This window comes from Tumebacillus permanentifrigoris (assembly GCF_003148565.1).
Taxonomy (GTDB): domain Bacteria; phylum Bacillota; class Bacilli; order Tumebacillales; family Tumebacillaceae; genus Tumebacillus; species Tumebacillus permanentifrigoris.
The window spans coordinates 48,559-66,879 of the sequence record NZ_QGGL01000012.1; the positions used below are offsets into that span (position 1 = coordinate 48,559).

17 protein-coding genes and 1 pseudogene are annotated in these 18,321 nt (G+C 56.0%); 5 read left to right on the forward strand and 13 right to left on the reverse strand.

Going from position 1 to position 18,321, the window contains the following annotated elements; all coding sequences use genetic code 11:
- The first annotated feature begins 11 nt into the window (after positions 1-11).
- Positions 12-1,163, forward strand: coding sequence for a GerAB/ArcD/ProY family transporter (locus tag C7459_RS14275; protein WP_109689980.1), 1,152 nt, complete (start codon positions 12-14; stop codon positions 1,161-1,163).
- Positions 1,150-1,344 (forward strand): hypothetical protein, encoded by a 195-nt coding sequence (locus C7459_RS14280; protein WP_109689981.1) that lies wholly within the window; start codon positions 1,150-1,152, stop codon positions 1,342-1,344. The genes C7459_RS14275 and C7459_RS14280 overlap by 14 nt, the downstream gene beginning before the upstream one ends.
- 45 nt (positions 1,345-1,389) lie before the next feature.
- On the opposite strand, the gene C7459_RS14285 is transcribed toward C7459_RS14280, so the two are convergent.
- Together C7459_RS14285 and bcaP are read right to left on the reverse strand one after the other, a co-directional pair.
- Positions 1,390-2,097, reverse strand: a complete 708-nt coding sequence (locus C7459_RS14285; RefSeq protein WP_109689982.1) for a YhcN/YlaJ family sporulation lipoprotein — start codon at positions 2,095-2,097, stop codon at positions 1,390-1,392.
- 76 nt (positions 2,098-2,173) lie between these two features.
- Positions 2,174-3,583 carry a branched-chain amino acid transporter BcaP gene (gene bcaP, locus C7459_RS14290; RefSeq protein ID WP_170119474.1) on the reverse strand — a complete coding sequence of 470 codons (1,410 nt, stop codon included), beginning with the start codon at positions 3,581-3,583 and terminating at the stop codon, positions 2,174-2,176.
- A gap of 422 nt (positions 3,584-4,005) precedes the next feature.
- Here bcaP and C7459_RS14295 point away from each other — a divergent pair, with 422 nt between their 5' ends.
- Positions 4,006-4,470 carry a hypothetical protein gene (locus tag C7459_RS14295; protein ID WP_109689984.1) on the forward strand — a complete coding sequence of 155 codons (465 nt, stop codon included), beginning with the start codon at positions 4,006-4,008 and terminating at the stop codon, positions 4,468-4,470.
- Here the strand turns inward: C7459_RS14295 and C7459_RS14300 are convergent.
- Positions 4,465-5,550 (reverse strand): HD-GYP domain-containing protein, encoded by a 1,086-nt coding sequence (locus C7459_RS14300; RefSeq protein ID WP_109689985.1) that lies wholly within the window; start codon positions 5,548-5,550, stop codon positions 4,465-4,467. The two genes, C7459_RS14295 and C7459_RS14300, sit on opposite strands and share 6 nt — an antisense overlap.
- 132 nt (positions 5,551-5,682) lie before the next feature.
- Here C7459_RS14300 and C7459_RS14305 point away from each other — a divergent pair, with 132 nt between their 5' ends.
- Positions 5,683-6,870 (forward strand): ornithine cyclodeaminase, nickel-pincer nucleotide-dependent, encoded by a 1,188-nt coding sequence (locus C7459_RS14305; protein WP_170119475.1) that lies wholly within the window; start codon positions 5,683-5,685, stop codon positions 6,868-6,870.
- 48 nt (positions 6,871-6,918) lie between these two features.
- On the opposite strand, the gene C7459_RS14310 is transcribed toward C7459_RS14305, so the two are convergent.
- Complete coding sequence (locus C7459_RS14310; RefSeq protein WP_109689987.1) at positions 6,919-7,419, reverse strand: hypothetical protein; 501 nt, start codon at positions 7,417-7,419, stop codon at positions 6,919-6,921.
- Between the two features lie 201 nt (positions 7,420-7,620).
- Between C7459_RS14310 and C7459_RS14315 the strand changes: the two genes are divergently transcribed.
- Complete coding sequence (locus C7459_RS14315) at positions 7,621-8,247, forward strand: hypothetical protein (protein WP_146201008.1); 627 nt, start codon at positions 7,621-7,623, stop codon at positions 8,245-8,247.
- A 68-nt stretch (positions 8,248-8,315) separates the two neighbouring features.
- On the opposite strand, the gene icmF is transcribed toward C7459_RS14315, so the two are convergent.
- From icmF to gntK, 9 genes and pseudogenes are all read right to left on the reverse strand, one after another.
- Positions 8,316-11,561: a fused isobutyryl-CoA mutase/GTPase IcmF gene (gene icmF / locus C7459_RS14320; protein ID WP_109689989.1), complete on the reverse strand. Its 3,246-nt coding sequence runs from the start codon at positions 11,559-11,561 to the stop codon at positions 8,316-8,318.
- Positions 11,562-11,579: 18 nt separating this feature from the next.
- The gene (locus tag C7459_RS14325; RefSeq protein WP_109689990.1) at positions 11,580-12,209 is read right to left on the reverse strand and encodes a TetR/AcrR family transcriptional regulator; all 630 of its coding nucleotides are present in this window, start codon (positions 12,207-12,209) and stop codon (positions 11,580-11,582) included.
- 142 nt (positions 12,210-12,351) lie between these two features.
- Positions 12,352-12,981, reverse strand: coding sequence for a hypothetical protein (locus C7459_RS14330; RefSeq protein ID WP_109689991.1), 630 nt, complete (start codon positions 12,979-12,981; stop codon positions 12,352-12,354).
- A 286-nt stretch (positions 12,982-13,267) separates the two neighbouring features.
- A complete protein-coding gene (locus C7459_RS14335; RefSeq protein WP_109689992.1) occupies positions 13,268-13,495 on the reverse strand; it encodes a YqgQ family protein in 228 nt (75 codons plus the stop codon).
- A complete protein-coding gene (locus C7459_RS14340) occupies positions 13,492-14,304 on the reverse strand; it encodes a DUF3109 family protein (protein ID WP_109689993.1) in 813 nt (270 codons plus the stop codon). The genes C7459_RS14335 and C7459_RS14340 overlap by 4 nt, the downstream gene beginning before the upstream one ends.
- Positions 14,301-14,750: a hypothetical protein gene (locus C7459_RS14345; protein ID WP_109689994.1), complete on the reverse strand. Its 450-nt coding sequence runs from the start codon at positions 14,748-14,750 to the stop codon at positions 14,301-14,303. The genes C7459_RS14340 and C7459_RS14345 overlap by 4 nt, the downstream gene beginning before the upstream one ends.
- A gap of 90 nt (positions 14,751-14,840) precedes the next feature.
- Positions 14,841-15,611: an SDR family NAD(P)-dependent oxidoreductase gene (locus C7459_RS14350; RefSeq protein ID WP_109689995.1), complete on the reverse strand. Its 771-nt coding sequence runs from the start codon at positions 15,609-15,611 to the stop codon at positions 14,841-14,843.
- A 121-nt stretch (positions 15,612-15,732) separates the two neighbouring features.
- Positions 15,733-16,711, reverse strand: a pseudogene (locus tag C7459_RS14355) (GntT/GntP/DsdX family permease).
- A 2-nt stretch (positions 16,712-16,713) separates the two neighbouring features.
- Positions 16,714-18,294 (reverse strand): gluconokinase, encoded by a 1,581-nt coding sequence (gntK, locus tag C7459_RS14360; protein WP_109689996.1) that lies wholly within the window; start codon positions 18,292-18,294, stop codon positions 16,714-16,716.
- Between the last annotated feature and the right edge of the window lie 27 nt (positions 18,295-18,321).

Sequence of the window (18,321 nt, forward strand, 5' to 3'; positions counted from 1 at the left end):
GTTGAGTTTCAATGAGCCACAATCAGATCTCCCCCGGCGGATTTACGGCGATCCTGTCGTTGACGTTGGAATCGACTACGATCTCCATCGGAATCTCCCCGCTGTTCCAACAGGCACATGAGGATGCATGGATGGTACCACCGTTGGCGATGGTCGCCGCGCTGCTCGTGCTGTTCCCACTGTATCGCCTCTTCGCACGACTGGGGACTGCTCTGTTCAACCACGAGCGAACGCTTTCGATCTGGGAGTCGCTGTTGCTCGTGCCCTTGTGTCTGGTGCTCCTGTACTGGATGGTTTTTAACACGCGCGTGTTCAGCGATGTAATCCTGATGAGTTTCCTGCCCGGCACCCCGAACTGGGTGGTCTACGGCGGTTTCCTCGCGGTCTGTGCGTTTGCTTCGTTTCATGGGATTGAGGTATTGGCGCGTGTTGCGTTGCTTGTCGTGTTCATCAAATCGATCTTGGTCGGGGTCACCCCGGTCTTCGTTTTGGAGGAAGTGGACGTGAACAATTTCCTCCCGCTGCTGGCACGTGGGCCAAGTCCCGTGTTGTGGGGCGTGTTGGAGAGCTTTTCATGGTTTGCCGAAGGGGCGATGCTCGCCTTTTTGTTTCCCTTGGTCCAAAAGGGTCGCTTCCGGCACGTGATCTATGGGTATTTGCTGTCGATGGAAACGTACTACGTGTACTTCATCAGTTCCGTTCTGATCTTTACAGCCCCACTTGTCTCGCGCATGGTCTACCCGGCCTTGTTGTTGGTGCAGATGATGGCGGTCGGGGACTTTTTTGACCGCATCGATCCGATCTTGGTGTCGGTATGGGCATTTGCGATGTTTGTGAAGGTCGGGGTGTATCTGTTGATCCTCTCCGCGTTGCTATCTCGTCTGCTGCGGGTGAAGATTCGTACCCGACTCTCTTGGTTGCTGGCCCTGCTGGGGGTGTTTCTCACCGACAGCATCGTACACAACGTTGGACATGAGATTCAGGTCTACCGCGAGTATTGGCCGTGGGTCTCGGTGGTCGTGTTGGTGGACCTCTACTTGTTGGGGTGGGCGTTACACAGACGATCAGGCACGTTGCCGTTGCATGCTCCGCCTGTGCCGGGGGAAGATAAAAACGAATCGTGGAATGTGATCGAGGGGAGGGTTACGGATGGATCAACGTGAGCTGCAACAGAACATCGAAGTCTACGTGATGCAACAGCGTGAAGCCGGTGTTGAGATCCAATCGGTGATGGATGTCGCACGTCAACTCGACGTGCCCGTCACGATGGTCGACCGCGCGATGCGCAACCTGTCCAAACAAGGTGTGCAAGGGTTGCCGTATACGCTCGCAACGGAATTCTAGAGCCTGTTCGGGCATGAAAAAAAGCGGCTGCTAGGGCCGCTTTTTTTATTTCCAAATGTCTTCGATGTGTTCGGCGAGCGCTTGCGTGTTCATCGTCGCTGCCCCGCCATTGGTGATCGAGAGGGCGTAGCGCTGGAAACTGGCCGCATGTGCCGGGTTGTCGGTAATGTACACCGTGTCCACCAGCGGGTCGAGTTCGCGGAGCTTCTTGGAGATTCGTCCTTGTAGCTTCGACGAGATATCACCCTCTGTTTTGACCTTCAACTTTTCGTTGGTTTCCTTGGGCGCATCACGGTCGTACTTTTGCTTCTCGCCGGTGTAGATCGCCACATAGGCGTTGTGTTCCTCATCGAGCAGGATCGTACTGCTGACGATGCCCTCAAGCTGCGAGACTTCGGACGACATCGTCTGGCTGTACATCAGGTGCGGATTTTTGTCATCCGTTTTCTCCTGCAGGATCGTCAGCGGATCGTTTTTCGGACGCGGAGTGGCTTTGGTGTTGGCTTTGGACTCGGTTTTTTTCTTGTCCTCGTCCTTTTGGTCTGCTCCACCGCCCTTGCCCCCGCTCTGTTCTTTGTTCTCGCCTCCGCTGGCTTGTCCTGCTCCTTCACCTTCTTGTTTTTTCTTGACTTGCCCGCCGTTCTCGGCAATTTTGGCTTTCTCATACGGGGTGCGCAGGACCGTGCAACCACTGGTCAGGCCCGCGAGTAGCACCGCCGTCAGAGTAAGCTTCCACCATCGACTCCTGTTCATATCAGGGACACCTCCGATGCTAGTATCCCCCCAAAAAAACCTTCGCCATGTGCGGCGAAGGTTTCTTTTCCATGCGTTATTGTTGGTTGAGCTTGGAGCGTGAACGCGAGTAGCCGAAGTAGATGACCAGTCCGATCACCAACCAGATGAAGAACGCCATCCATGTCTGCCACTTCAATTGCACCATCAGGAAGACGCAGAAGACGACTGCTAGGATCGGGATCAGCGGCACGAACGGCACGCGGAACGCGCGCTTGAGATCCGGTTGTTTCTTGCGCAGGACGAGGACTGCGATCGACACGAGCGTGAACGCGGCGAGCGTCCCGATGTTGGTCAGCTCCGCCAGCGTGTCGAGCGGAACCAACCCGCCGATCAGACCGCAGATGATCCCGACCAACCATGTCGAGCCATATGGCGTCTGGTACTTCGGATGAACGGAAGAGAACAGCTTGGGCAACAGACCGTCGCGGGACATCGCGAACGAGATCCGGGTCTGGCCATAGGTCATGACGAGCAGTACGGTGGTGATCCCAAGGATCGCACCGAGGTCGATAAAGCCTGCGACCCAGTTCTGGCCGGCAACTTGCAACGCCAGCGAGATCGGGTGATCCACGCCATGGAACTGCGGGAACGGCACGATGCCGGTCATGATCAAAGTGACGATGATGTAGAGAGCGGTACAGATCGCCAGCGAGAAGATAATCCCGCGCGGCAGGTCACGAGACGGGTTCTTGGCTTCCTCAGCTGCGGAGGAAACTGCGTCAAACCCGATATAGGCAAAAAACACCAGTGCTGCTGCTTGGAACACGCCGGAGAACCCATACGGCATAAACGGCTGCCAGTTGTCCGGTTTGACGTAGCCAACACCGACAAAGATGAACAGCAAGACAACTGCGATCTTGATGAGGACCATCACGTTGTTGATGCGCGTCGATTCCTTGATCCCGCGTGAGAGCAAGAACGCGATGAGCATGACAATCAAGAAGGCGGGAAGGTTGAAGTACGCGCCCTCCGCAGCGCCAGGCGCGGCGGTCAAGGCTTTGGGCAATTCCCAACCGGTGATGCCCTTCAAAAGCGACTGGGCGTACCCTGACCATCCGACGGAGACAGTGGAGGTGGCGAGGGCGTATTCGAGGATCAAGTCCCACCCGATAATCCAAGCGACAAATTCCCCGAGCGTTGCGTAGCTGTAGGTGTAGACAGATCCCGCAACCGGCACGATCGACGCAAACTCTGCGTAACAAAGCGCTGCGAATGCACAAGCCAGACCTGCGAGGATGAAGGACAAGACGAGAGCCGGACCTGCGGTCACAGCGCCCTTGCCAGTCAAAACAAAAATCCCCGTGCCGACGATGGCTCCGATTCCGAGCATCGTCAAGTCGAACGTCCCCAGGGATTTCTTCAGTGTTTGACCGGACTGGGATGTCCGTATCAGTTGATCAATACTTTTCGTTCGGAATAAACTCATCCGTAGTTCCCCTTTCATCTGCTGCAAAATAAGTGTGAGTATTGTTGCCTGTGGATGAAGTCCTATGGTCATTCTAGAGAGTAGTTTGAATTTTGTCAAATCATCGATATTTTTAAATCTATATGAATTTTTATGCAACTCCTTTCTTTTAAAATAGTGATGGAATCCCATTCCTCCCAGATTTCGCCACTATACTTATTCAACCAAACGGTTTTTTAGAAATCACGTCGTACCCGACGGACGATCTCGTTGCGATTCAGTTCTAGGTACTAGTGTGCGAAGGCGAGCGACTGGGCATTCTCGTTGCTTTGTGTTTTCTACGAGCAGGACACGGCCTCAGTTAACCGGAGGCGCTGTGAGCTGATCGTGGAGGGCTCGGGCATTCGAACACGGTATGGTACACTGGGCGGAAGGACATATAGGAGAGGGAGTATGTAGAGATGAGCACACAGATGCTATCCGATATTGCACAGATTTTTGTGGATCAAGTGGCGGCCGATTGGGGGCTGGATTACGCAGAGGAGAGTTTGAAACAAGTCGATCGTCTGTTGAACTTCGTGTCAGAACCCGGCCAGGCGCCAGACCCGACGTTGGTGCTCTCGGTGGGGGCTTACCTCGGCGAGACGACCGTTCGCTTGCTAGAGGGCACATGGAAGCTGGATGAGCAGGACATCGCCGACTCCAGCGTTGTGGTCAACGACTGTGAGATGTGGCCGTTCCGCCGTGCCCGGCAGCGGCTGTACTACGGAACAGAGCGCCCGCTGTACGCTTGGTATGAGATGGCGAAAAGCGCCAAGACGGAGGAAATACAAAAGCTCCTGCATGGGCAGGAGCAAGCGACGATGATTCGCCCGACAGGACATGATCCATTGGTGATCAAAGTCAAGCGAACCAAAAAATTATAGGATCTCCTCACACCCGGTGATCATCAGGTTCAAATGTTGCGAGAGATCGATTTCACGCGGTTGCACGTTGTTGCCCTGCGCGTCTTGGAGGATGCGCAGGATCGGACGATGCGGAAACTTGCTGTTGATGTCGACGACCACGGCACGCTCGCCCGTGCTGAGTTCGACGGTGAGACCGATCGGGTAGAGTGCGACGTTGTCGCGGAACTTGCGGATCAGCTCCATATCGAACTGGCCGGTGGAGGTGAACAGCATCTCCAAGGCTTCATGCGGCAGATAGGCTTTGCGATAGACGCGGTTCGACGTCAAGGCATCGTACACATCCGCCACGCCGACGATCTGGCCATAGAGGTGGATCTCCCCCTCCTTGATTCCGCGCGGATACCCCGTGCCATCCAAGCGTTCATGATGCTGGAGGGCACAGTGCGCGGAGATCAGAGGAATATCCGAGTGTTCGCGGAGCAAATTATAACCGATGGTGGAATGTTCCTTCATGATCCCGTACTCCTCATCGGTCAGTTTGCCGGGCTTCATGAGGATCTCCTGCGGAATCTGTGTCTTGCCGATGTCATGCAGCAACGCCCCGATGCCGAGGTCGAGCAGTTGGTCGCGCTTGAGTCCCATCGCCATCCCCAGCGCCGCCGCGTAGATCCCGACGTTGACGGAATGGCTGTACAGATATTGATCGGTGGTGTAGATCTGGGTCAAGTTGATCATCACGTTGCGGTGCGCCTGCAGGTCGTGCAGGATGTCCTCAAATGCCTTGCGGAACTCACGGCCGAGGCGTGGGTTGGCCAGCGTCCGATGCCATTTGCGCGCTTCGATCATCTCGTTGAACGTGTTGTAAACCACACGAACAACACGGTTGCGCGTCTCCTCGCTAACCGCTTCTTGGAGTTGTAAGTCGTCGGTGCGCGGGTCTTGGATGTAGACCTGAGTGATCCCGAGGTTGAGCAGTCGCTGAATCATCGATTGACTAAGTTCTTTACCTTCAGCCAGCAGCACGTTGCCGTTGCTCATGTAGATGTTCTTGGCGAGTTTTACGCCAGGCTGCAAAGTCTGCGTTGACGAGATATGCATCTATGACATCACCCTCACTGGATACTGGGACTGTGATTTATGTTTTATAGGAATGTTCCTTCGATGAATTTCGACACCGATCTCGATTTCCCTGTTTCAAAAAATGAATATTTTTTACAGGAGGGACGAAGCTTGCACATACAGGAACTTTTCGAACTGGATGCACACCTCCCGATCTTGGACGAGCTGGAGGACATGGTGATCGAACAGGGCGGGCACTTTGAATTGGTCGCGCACAAGCCGTTGCGCTTTTTGATCTACAGCCAGCCCGATCTCGTGGAGCAGCTCGCCACCCGCTTGGTGGAGATGGGCTGCAATCGGTTGCACGCAACGAATTTGGTCGTAAAGCCAGCGCCCAAGGACGGGGTGGTACCAGACGACTTCCACTCGACCTCAAACTATCCAACGTTTGTGTTTCTGGATGGCCGTTGGCAGGCGGTAGAGCGCTTGCGCATGGACGGGTGTGTGATGATCAAGGACGGGCGTCCCCTCTGTACGCTGATGCGCCATGTGCAGGCGGGCGACCTCATCGTCTGTGGCGAATCGGGCGTGCGGATCTCCGTGCTCGCCCTGCCGAACAATGAGGAAAAGGAATTCGCGTTCATGACCAGCGAGGTCTCCTCTGAGCGGCAGGTGCCGGTGTTGATCCGCAAGATCGCCAAGGAGATGAAGGACATCCGCGATGCGGGTGGACGGATCGTGATCGTGGCGGGCCCCGGCATCGTACACACTGGCGGGATGAGCGCCTTTTGCGGATTGATTGAAAAAGGCTACGTGTCAGCACTGCTGTCTGGCAATGCGCTGGCAACGCATGACATTGAAAATGCGTTTTTTGGCACATCGCTTGGCGTCAACACGCGGACGGCGGTCGGAGTGCCCGGCGGGCATCGGCATCATCTGGTCGCGATCAACAAGATCCGCTACCACGGATCGATTGCCAAAGCGGTGGAAGCGGGCGCGTTGACGACAGGGATTATGTACACCATAATTCGGCACAACGTGCCGTTCGTATTGGCCGGATCGATCCGCGACGACGGGCCGTTGCCAGATACAGAGATGGACTTGGTGATCGCACAGAACGCCTACGCCGAGTTGGTGCAAGGAGCGAACATGGTGATCATGATCTCGACGATGTTGCACGCGATCGGCACGGGGAACATGATTCCAGCCACCTGCAAGACGATCTGTGTAGACATTAACCCGGCTGTCGTCTCCAAACTGGTCGATCGCGGCTCCACGCAAGCGACCGGTGTCGTCACCGACGCTGGCCTCTTCGTCGAAGGTCTCAACCGTGAGCTGGACCTGATGGAAGCGACTTGAGCACAGCGGTGTGGCATGAAAAAACCCGGCGCTCTGGCGCACGGGTTTTTACTTCTGATAGGTCTCGAACGTTTTCGTGATGCGCTCCATCGTGTCCTGTTGCTTGGTGATCCCGCCCCCATAGAGGATCACGTTGCCGTGTTGGAACAAGGGCAGCGGTGCGCTCTCCAAGGAACGGCCTTGGAGTTGTGACATCTTGCGGTCGTAGCGAAGTTGTTCGTCAAACTCTTGGCGCACTTTCAGCGCCTCTTGGTACGCCGATTCCGCGTCAGGGTAGAGATAGACCTCCGTCCACCCCTCTGGGACCTCATATTGATCAATGTAGTCGATCTGCAACAGATAATGAGTGCCCGTCGCGTTGCGCAACAATTGCCCAGTGCCTTGATCGATCGGGTAATGTGCCGTGACCCCGTACCCCTTCAAGGTCTCGATCAAAGACTCTTGGGTATACTGTGGGCCTTCCACGCTCAAGGTGCAACCGCTCAGCACCAACGGCAACAACCCCAGTAAGCAAGATAGGAACATCTGTTTGAATTTCCCTTTATTCAATCTCAAATGCCCCCTTTCCCCCTCTGATATCATATGTGATTAGCTTACACAAAAGACAGACAATTCACAAGACACAATTTATTAGTACAAGTTTAAATCAGATTCAATACACAACTCGACAGGTCCGATTGCCGTCCCTATCTGTTCCTTCCATTTTACGCTATACTGTAGGGGAAGACAGAAAAAGGAGGAACTTACCGCGTGTTATCCTTACTTCGGGCCTTGCTGTTCCGCCCTCATGCCATCCTCGAACACCTCTTGAAGAACCCGAGTCCGGAGGCCTCCTCACGTCTTGGCTTCCTCATCATCGTGCTCACGATGATCGATACCGCGATCATGGTCGGCATGTCTCCCAAACTCGACACATATGTCAGTCCGATGATCAAGTGGCTGCTCGTTTTGATCCTGCCGCCGATTGAATACTTGATTCAACGCTTCTTCTTCGTGCTGACCTCCCGCCTCGGGTTGCTGATGTTCGCTTCCGACAAGATGCCGCGCACCCCCGAGGAACGCCAGGAGAAGACTCGCCAACTGAAGCTGGTCTTCCCGTACATCATCTACCCGATGGCGTTCTTCTCGTTGCTAGCAGCTCCGTTTTACGGGATTGTGTTCGTACAGGACTGGTTTTTTATTCTAGGTATGGTATATTATTTCCTCCTTTCGGTGTTTGCCTTGCGCACGATGTACGGAGTTTCCTCCAATGTGGCGTTCTGGAGTCCAATACTCGTCCAATTCATCGTGTTCATCGTCATCGCCGTGCTCCTGACGATCCTCGTGATGATCGGCCTGCTCGCAGGGGTGATCCCCGAACTGCCCAACCCGATGTAACAAACCTGATCGATAGCAAAAAGGTAGTCGACCCGCAGGTGCGGCCGACTACCTTTTTTGTTGCGGTTTTACATGTTGCGGCGGTATTGGCCACCGACTTGGTAAAGCGAATGGGTGATCTGACCCAGCGAGCAGTAGCGAACGGTTTCCATCAGTTCGTTAAAGATGTTGCCGCCGCTGATCGCGACTTGCTTCAGTTGTTCCAGCTTGCTTGCCGCCAGCTCCGCATGGCGAGACTGGAAGTCGCGCAAGTTGTGGATCTGCAGTTCCTTTTCCTCTCGGGTTGCGCGCGCCAGTTCGATTTTCGGTGCTTCGTAATCGTCTGCGAGCGTCGCCGGGTTGAGGTAGGTGTTCACCCCGATGATCGGGAGCGTACCGTTGTGTTTGAGGGTCTCGTAGTACATCGACTCCTCTTGGATACGGCCGCGTTGGTACTGTGTCTCCATCGCGCCCAACACGCCACCACGATCGTTGATGCGGGAGAACTCATTGAGCACCGCTTCTTCGACGAGGTCGGTCAGTTCTTCGATGATGAACGCGCCTTGGTAGGCGTTCTCGTTTTTCATCAAGCCAAATTCCTTGGTGATGATCATCTGAATCGCCATCGCGCGGCGCACCGATTCCTCGGTCGGCGTGGTGATCGCTTCGTCGTAAGCGTTGGTGTGCAGCGAGTTGCAGTTGTCATGCAGCGCGATCAACGCTTGCAAGGTCGTGCGGATGTCGTTGAAGTCGATCTCCTGCGCATGCAGGGAACGGCCTGACGTTTGCACATGGTACTTGAGTTTCTGCGAACGGTCGTTGCCGCCGTACTTGTTGCGGATCGCCGTCGCCCAGATCCGGCGGGCAACACGACCGATGACGGTGTACTCCGGGTCCATGCCGTTGGAGAAGAAGAACGACAGGTTCGGAGCGAAATCGTTGATGTCCATACCCCGGCTCAGGTAGTACTCCACATAGGTGAACGCATTCGCCAGCGTGAACGCCAACTGCGAGATCGGGTTCGCCCCTGCTTCCGCGATGTGGTAGCCGGAGATCGAGACCGAGTAGTAGTTGCGGACTTTGTAGTCGATGAAGTACTGCTGGATGTCGCCCATCATACGCAGCGCGAATTCAGTGGAGAAGATGCAGGTGTTTTGACCTTGGTCTTCCTTGAGGATATCCGCTTGTACGGTGCCGCGCACGGTCGAGAGCGTGTACTGTTGGATCTGCTTGTACTCGTCTTCATTGGGCTGACGGCCGTTTTTCGCAACGAACGCTTCCAACTGCTGGTCGATCGCGGTGTTCATGTACATCGCGAGGATGATCGGGGCTGGGCCGTTGATCGTCATCGAGACCGATGTGGACGGCGCGCAGAGATCGAACCCGGAGTAGAGTTTTTTCATGTCGTCGAGCGTACAGATCGAGACGCCAGATTCACCGATTTTCCCATAGATGTCCGGGCGGTAATCCGGGTCTTCGCCGTACAGGGTGACGGAGTCGAACGCGGTGGAGAGACGTTTCGCGTCGTCGTTTTTGGACAGGTAGTGGAAGCGACGGTTGGTACGTTCCGGCGTCCCTTCGCCTGCGAACTGACGCTTCGGATCTTCGCCTTCGCGCTTGAACGGGAACACGCCTGCGGTGTACGGGAACTCACCGGGCACGTTCTCGGTCATCAGCCAGCGGAGCAGGTCGCCCCAGTCTTCGTACTTCGGCAGCGAGATCTTCGGGATGCGCGTGCCGGACAGCGATTCGGTGAACAGCGCGGTGCGGATTTCCTTGTCGCGGACTTTGGTGATGAACTCGTCGGCGGTGTACTGTTCCTTGAGCTTCGGCCAGTTGTCCAGCAATTGCTTGGATTGCGGGTGCAGGTTGAGTTCCTGTGCCGCGATCTGTGCGTCGATCGCCGCTTGGGTTTCCGGTTGGCCCTCGAACAGCGGGCGGACACCCTTGAGCTGGAACAATTTGCGCGAGACGTCGACTTGCTGGTTGACGAAGCGCTTGTAGTCGCGAACGGTCGAAGCGATTTCGCCAAGGTACTGGATGCGCTCCGTCGGGATGATGTAGTTTTTCTTGGACACCGAGTCGGTCACGACGAGTGAGGACTGCCAGGACAGGTCTTTTTTGTCGTTGATGATGTCGATCAAGGCGCGGTACAGCACATTGGTACCTGGATCGTTAAACTGGCTGGCGATCGTGCCGTAGATCGGCATCTCGTTGGTATCTTGCTCCCACAGGTTGTGGTTGCGTTGGAATTGCTTTTTGACATCGCGCAGTGCATCTGCGGAGCCTTTGCGTTCGAACTTGTTGATCGCGACGAGGTCGGCGAAGTCGAGCATGTCGATTTTTTCCAACTGCGACGGTGCGCCGAACTCGGAGGTCATCACGTACAGCGAGAGGTCGACGACTTTGGTGATCTCCGCGTCGCCTTGGCCGATCCCGGAGGTCTCGACGATGACGAGGTCGTAGCCCGCCGTTTTCACAACGTCGATCGCTTCCTTGATCGCCGCCGAGAGTTCGGAGCGGGAGTCACGCGTTGCCAGCGAGCGCATGTAGACGCGCGGGTTGTGGATGGCGTTCATGCGGATGCGGTCGCCAAGCAGTGCTCCGCCTGTTTTTTGCTTCGACGGGTCGACGGAGAGGATCGCAATCGTCTTGTCGCTGAAGTCGTTCAGGAAACGGCGCACCAGTTCGTCGGTCAGCGACGATTTGCCTGCGCCGCCGGTTCCGGTGATGCCGAGCACGGGCACGTTCTGTGCTTTCTCGCTCAATTCAGCGAGCAGTTGCTTTTGACGCTCGTCGGTGGAGGTGACCGATTCCTCTGCGAGGGTGATCAACTTGGAGATCGCGAGGATGTTTTTCTCCTGTACTTGTCCGACCAGCGCTTCGAGTTGCTTCGGCGTTGCAAAGTCAGCATTTTCCAGCATGTGGTTGATCTGTCCTTGCAGACCCATGCGACGCCCGTCGTCCGGGGAGTAGATCTTCGTGATGCCGTAGGCTTCCAGTTCGCGGATCTCATCAGGGACGATGACACCGCCGCCGCCGCCGAACAGCTTGATGTGGCCGGCACCGCGTTCCTTGAGCATGTCGTACATGTATTTGAAGTACTCGACGTGACCGCCTTGGTAGGACGAGACAGCGATTGCTTGTGCGTCCTCTTGAATCGCGGCGTTGATGACTTCCTCCGCCGAACGGTTATGTCCGAGGTGAATGACTTCCGCTCCTGATGCTTGCAGGATGCGGCGCATGATGTTGATCGAAGCGTCATGGCCATCGAACAGCGCGGAGGCGGTGACGAAGCGAATTTTATGTTTGGGTTTATACGCGGTGGTTTCCATAAGACAGATCCCCTTTCCTTAGTGGGAATGAATTTCGCGCAGCAACAGAGCGACTTGACGCTCCGTGTAGTCTTCGAGCGTGTAGTGGCGGTGCAAGGCCCAGCGGCGGAATGTCCACATCTGGCCGAGCACGATGATGTTATGTGCTGTTAGTTTGACGTGCTGTGGCTCCAATTGCAGAGAACCGTCACGACGTCCAATCTCCAAGATATCGGTGAACAAATGCGTGATTTCTTCTTCCTTCTGCAACACGAGCTTCAAGGTCTCCGGTGGGAGCGACTTGGTCTCTTGGTAGATCAGAAGCACGTAGTCTTGCAGTTCATCGACACAGGCGAAAAACCGCTTGATCGATTTCACGAGCAGGTCGCGCCCATTCTCCGCTTCCAGCCGGGCTTCGGTCAAGCGCTTCTCCACTTCTTGGTGGATGTAGGCGCAGACCAAGTAGAGCACATCTTCCTTGGACTGTAGGTATTCGTAGAGCGTCCCGATGCCAATTCCGCTCGCCTTGGCGATTTCGCGCGTGGTGGTTTTGTGAAAGCCTTTTTCCACAAAAAGATCCACCGCCGCCTGCACGATCTGCAGTCGCCGTGCCTCGACCAACTGCGGGTCTAACACGCGTGAGGGAATTGGTTTGGCTTCCTTCGACATCGTCGTCACCTCCCGACCGAGCGCTCGTTCGGTTTTCCGAACAATTTCAGTGTATTCGGTAGGATAGGGGTTCGTCAAGAACAAGAAGAGCGCAGACCGATTGGGTCTGCGCTCCGTAAGTGGGTAATCGTATGATTACGTGTTATTTCGTGAGAGTGCCTTCCTTGGAAACCACTTTGTAGGTGTTGCCGGACTTCTCAAGGGTGTAGGTCAGGCCTTTGTAGGTGACCGTGTATTTGCTGTCTTTGGATTCAACTTTCACATCCGCGTATTGAGCTTTCGCGCCTGCGATGTTGTTTTTGCCGAGTTTCGCCGGGTCAGCAACAGCGGTGAGCGGGGTGAATTTGGTTTTCTTGGATTCATCCTTCGCAGCCGCGTTGTTTTTGTTGACCAGAGCTTCAGCTTCCTTGTTCACTTTTGCCAGCAGAGTTGCATCGCCGAGGGCAGCCGTGTACTCCTTGGTTGCTGCATCCTTGCCCCAGTACGGATCGAGGAAAGTCAACGACTCCTCTTGCTTTTTCGACGGAGCGGTGTAGGCGGTGTCCTTGCCAGCATCGTCGATCCCTTTTACTGCTTTGCTGAATTGGGAAGTCATTTTCTCATCCGCGATCAGCGCTGCAGCGAAGACTGCACGGTTGATTTTTTCCGGATCTTCCTTCTTCGTTTCGGTAGCGGTGTTCGTTTTGGTGTCATCGGTTTTGGAGCAGCCGACGCCAACTACAGCAGTCATAACGAGCATCGCTGCGAGTGCGAGTTTCGTGAATTTTTTCATTTTAATAATTCCCCCTATTCACGCTAGAGTGTATCATAGCCCGCTAAGAAAAGGAATTAGGGAGGGAATTTTCATAATAGTTAGAATTATTATCACTATACATCAATTGCATAAAAATTCATAGTTTATGCAATCGAAAAAAGCTGGTTTTCCTCTTTACCGCGTTGTTCAGGTAAAACCAGCCTTGATGTATTCAATGTTCGGCGTGATAGGGTGATGAAGAGATCGGAGAATCGGGAATTTCAATCTTGAATATTTCTTGATTGTGAGATGAACAAATATTTTTTCAATTCTCGTCCGTATCAAGTTCGCGGTATGCGCGGCGAAGGGCTATTTTCAAATCGCGGAACTCCTCGTCGTCAACCGTCTTGTTTTCATACAGATCGTCCAGTTCGAGGTCCATCAGCACGATGTCGTCGAGGGGGTCGCCGGTATAGACCAAGGTGTTGAAGCGTTTCAACACCTCGCGCACGCGCATGACGCCACGGTGCGCCTCCAAACTAAGCAGTTTCACAGTCTCCGTCCTCCTTGGATCAAAATTTCCAATTCCTTATAGAAGTCAGCGCCGTAGCGCGAGGTCAGCAACTCCTGCCCTTCCACGTAGGCGGGTCGGTAGCGTTCGAGGGCAAACACATCGGCCGGCAGGTTGCGACGGATGTTCGGACTCTGGTCAGTCTCATCGTCTGTGGCGCGCAAGTCTTGGTTGGCGCAGATGAAGTCGAGGCGATAGTCAGCCCCCCAACGAGAGAACGCGGCGGTCTGTTCGGTGAGGGCGGTGAGCAACGTCCGTCCATCCGCCTCCGACTCGATCAGTTCAAGCGGGTAGAGCAAGCAGGACAACGGCTTGACCGATTCGGGCGCGAGGCCCGCTTGCACCGCATAGCGATGTGCCATGCAGGCGGGACCCTGCTCCTCGACGTGGCAAAACGTACAATCCCCGGCAAACGTCCCGATCGTCTGGTGGCCGGCCGTCTCCAAGTGGCGTTCGTACAGACCCTTTTGCAGCAAGTGGCGGACCCGCTCTGGTGTGAGGTAGGCGGCGATGCCATCGAGGTGCTCGTCCAGCATCGGCAACAACTCCTTGGCGGGTGGAAACGGAAAGCCTCCTTCGCAACAGGACGCGACGTGTGCCAGATGACAGTGCGCGCAGTCGAGTTGCACCAGCGTTTGGAGCGCTGCGACGTCCACATCTACCTCAAACGCGGCAAGCGGCAGGATCGCTCGCGCCTGCCGCCCCTTTTTCCAGTATTTGCGCAGATGGTACGCTTCCCCTTCGGTCAGATCCAGCGGCGTGCCGATGAAGCGGTAGCCGTGCGGATTCATTCCGGTTGTGGAACCGGGAACAGGGTTTGGCCAAGTTCGCGGATCGCGAGCATCTCTTCGACCGACTTGTTGGTATCCATGATGATCGTGCGGAACACGATACAATTGCTGCCTTGCAGTTCAATCGCATACAGATCCATGCAACGTCCGATCAGCATCGTGGATTCGTCGCCGATGTAGACCGAATTGATCAGTTCAAGGATCGTCTCGATGATCTGCTCAGGTCCTGCGTCGCGCAGTTCCGGGGTCAATTCGTCGAGACGACACAGCAGGTCCACGATGCCGAGACGCTGGCCTTTGTAGGCAAATTCGTACAAGTCTTGGACCGGATACGGCACCAAGCGCGTCTGCTCCCACATCGCCACCATCAGCGATTGGCCAAACTGCACCTGTCCATTTTCCATTGTGACTTCCACCGTCACTTGTTTCTGTTGGTTGTCGCTCATGCAGGTTCACTCCGTTTTCGGCAAGGTGTTCCTATTATAGCATATCGAAAAGCCCCGAACCGCAAGCGGCCGGGGCGTTTTTTGCAAGACTTAGTCCTTGTGTTTCGCGAAGTTGCCTGCCATCTTGGCGACTAACTTGCGCGGCAGGAGGCGCGGCAGTTGGGTGGTGAAAGCGTTCTGCGCGCCATCGACCACGAAGCTGCGGTTCTGTTCCAAGCCTTTCAATGCGGAGGACACCACTTGCTGTGGCGTGCGCAGCTTGCCAAATGCCGGGGCCCCGGAAGCGTCGAAGAAGTTCGTCGCCGTCGCACCTGGACACAGGCCGAGCACTTTCACACCGTACTTTTGGTTCTCCTCCCACAGCGCTTCGGACAGCGAGAGCACGAACGCTTTGGTCGCCCCGTAAACGGCCATGTTCGGCACTGGTTGGAACGCGACCAAGGACGCGACGTTGACGATCGCGCCGCTTTGCTTGGCGACCATCGCCGGCAAGTACGCATGGATCATGTCGACCACCGTCGTCACGTTGACCATCACTTGCTCATGCTCTTGGTCCGCGTCGTTGTGTACGAACTCCCCGCTCGACCCGAAGCCTGCGTTGTTGATCAGATAGTCGATGTGCAAGCCCAACGCCTGCGTCTGACGGTACACTTCCTTCGCCGCATGTTCCGCACTCAAATCGGCGAGCACGACATGTGCCTTGACCCCGTGCTTTTGGCTTAGTGTCGCCGCCATCTCCTCCAACTTCGCCTGCGAGCGTGCCACCAAAACCAAATCCATGCCCATCCCAGCCAAACGGCGGGCGAACTCTTCCCCGATCCCAGATGAGGCTCCGGTGATCAATGCAGTCTGTTTTGCCATTGCTCCTACACTCCCTTACATGCACTTCATTAAATTCAATGTAATGTTTGTTCAATTTTCTGTCAATCCTTGCTCATCAAAAAAAACACCCCACTCCGCGCACGGGAGGGGTGTTTTTGACTCAAACCACGAGGTCGAGCAGCAGAATCAGCACCAACGCCACGAGGGAGAGGATCGTCTCCATCTCCGTCCACGTGAGCAACGTCTCCTTCACGGTCATGCCGAAGTATTCCTTGATCATCCAGAATCCCGAGTCGTTGACGTGCGAGAGGATCAGCGAGCCTGCACCTGTCGCCAACACGAGCAGTTCGATGTTCACGCCCGTCATCGTGGCCGCTATCGGGGCGACGATCCCGGCAGCGGTCAGCATCGCGACGGTTGCCGAGCCGGTGGCGACGCGGATCAACGCGGCGATCATCCACGCCAACAACAGCGGCGAGAGGCTGGAGTTCGACGCGAGTTCCGCGATGTACTTGCCGACCCCAGAGTTTTGCAAAACTTTGTTGAACGCCCCGCCCGCCGTAGAGCGGCCCTGAGATGATCGCCGTCGGGATGCCGACGATCAGCGAGTAGATGATCGTTCGCCCCACGTTCGCTTGGTACAAGCCGATCGCCGTCATCGGCGCAGGGTGCGGCGGAACCAGACCGTGTACGGTGGAGAGCCCCGCCACCAACGGGATGCCGATTTTGACCAGCGAGATGCCTGTCTCCTTCGCAATCGTAAACACCAACGGCACCAACAGAACGAACCCGACTTGGAAAAACACTGGAATCCCGACCAGAAACGCGACAACCATCATCGCCCAATGCACGTTTTTCTGACCGAAGCGCTGGATTAACGTATTGGCGATGCGTTCCGCTCCGCCAGACTCTGCCATCATCTTGCCCAGCATCGTCCCCAGCGGCAAGACGAGCGCCAGCAAACTGAGCGTTCCGCCCATCCCGTCCTTGATCGAGAGCACGATGTCGGTCGGTCGCATCCCGCTGGCGATCCCAACTCCGACGGCGGCGATGATCAACGCCACGAAAGGATTGAGTTTCCACCACGTGATCATCAAGAGCAACAAGATAACAGCAACTACGACGATGACTAACGGCATGATCAGTTCCTCCTATCCATATCGAAGCGGCCGTGCCGTTGGAATTCGGCGATGATGTCGAACTCCTCCGCCACTTTTTCATAGAGGCGTTCGTAGAGGTAGTACAGTTGCAGGTACGTCTCCGTGTTCTGTGGGTTCGGCTCGTGGCGGTGGCGGATGTGAATCCAGTCCTTCACGGCGCTGAGGTCATCCATCTCCCCAAGCCCAACCAACGCCAGCATCGCCGCACCGAGCGCTGACGCTTCGTGGCTCTCCGGCACCAGCACTTCCCGCCCCAGCACATCACAGAGGATCTGCCGCCACTGTGGCGAGCGGGCGAATCCACCCGAGGCGCGGATGTCTGTCGCCGGACCTGCCAGGTCGCGCAGAGCAACGCCGACGGAGAACACGCTGAGGATCACGCCTTCGAGCACTGCCCGGATGAAGTGCTCGCGCTTGTGGTGCAACGACAGCCCAAAAAACATACCGCGTGCGTTGGCGTTCCAATACGGCGCACGCTCTCCAGACAGGAACGGGAGAAAAAGCAATCCCTCCGCGCCTGCTGGAACTCCCTCCGCGTACTTGATCATCAAGTCATACGTGTCCATACCCAACCGCTTGGACACCTCGATCTCAGGGGCGGCAAACTCATCGCGCAACCAGCGCAGCATGATCCCCCCGTTGTTGGTCGGCCCGCCGATCACCCAATGCTTGTCCGTCAGCGCATAACAGAACGTTCGCCCGCGTTCGTCGGTCAGCGGGCGCTCCACCACCGTGCGGATCGCCCCGCTGGTGCCGATCGTCACCGCGACTTCACCCGCTTCAATCGCCCCGACGCCGAGGTTGGCGAGCACACCGTCACTAGCGCCGATGATCAAGGGCAGATCAGCCCGCACCCCCATCTGTGTGGCGAGCTCCGGTTTGATCCCTGTCAACACGTGCGTCGTCGGCACCGGCGTGGAGAGCTGTTCGGGCGAGATGCCCAACAGCCGCAGTGCTTCCTCATCCCATTGCAGCCGTTCGAGGTTGAACAGCCCGGTTGCCGAGGCGATCGAGTAATCGACGACAAATTGCCCGAACAGACGATACAGCACATACTCCTTGATCGAGAGGTACTTGGCGGCCCGTCGGTACAAGTCCGGGGCTTCCTCGCGCATCCACATGATCTTCGCCAGCGGCGACATCGGGTACATCGGGTGCATCGGGTGCATCGGGGTGCCGGTGCGCTGGTAGATCGCATGACCGCCAAGGTCTTTTTTCAAACGATCCACTTGATCGACGCTGCGGTTGTCCGCCCAGATGATGCTGCGGGTGAGGAGATTGCCCGCGGCGTCGAGCACGATCAACGAGTGCATGGCACTGCTGAACCCGATGCCCAGCACATCTTGGCTGCTTGCGTTGGCTTGCAACAGCGCATGTTTCACGCTGTCGAGCACGGCGTGCAGAATCTGATCGGGTTCCTGTTCTGCCCATGACGGTTGCGGTTGCAACAACGGGTAGTCCACTGCATGTGTTGCGACGATGCGTCCGCGTGGGCCAAATACGACCGCTTTGGTTGAGGTGGTGCCGATATCCAAACCGATCACCACTTGATTGTCCAACATGTCATTCCCACCTTTTTGTTCCACTTC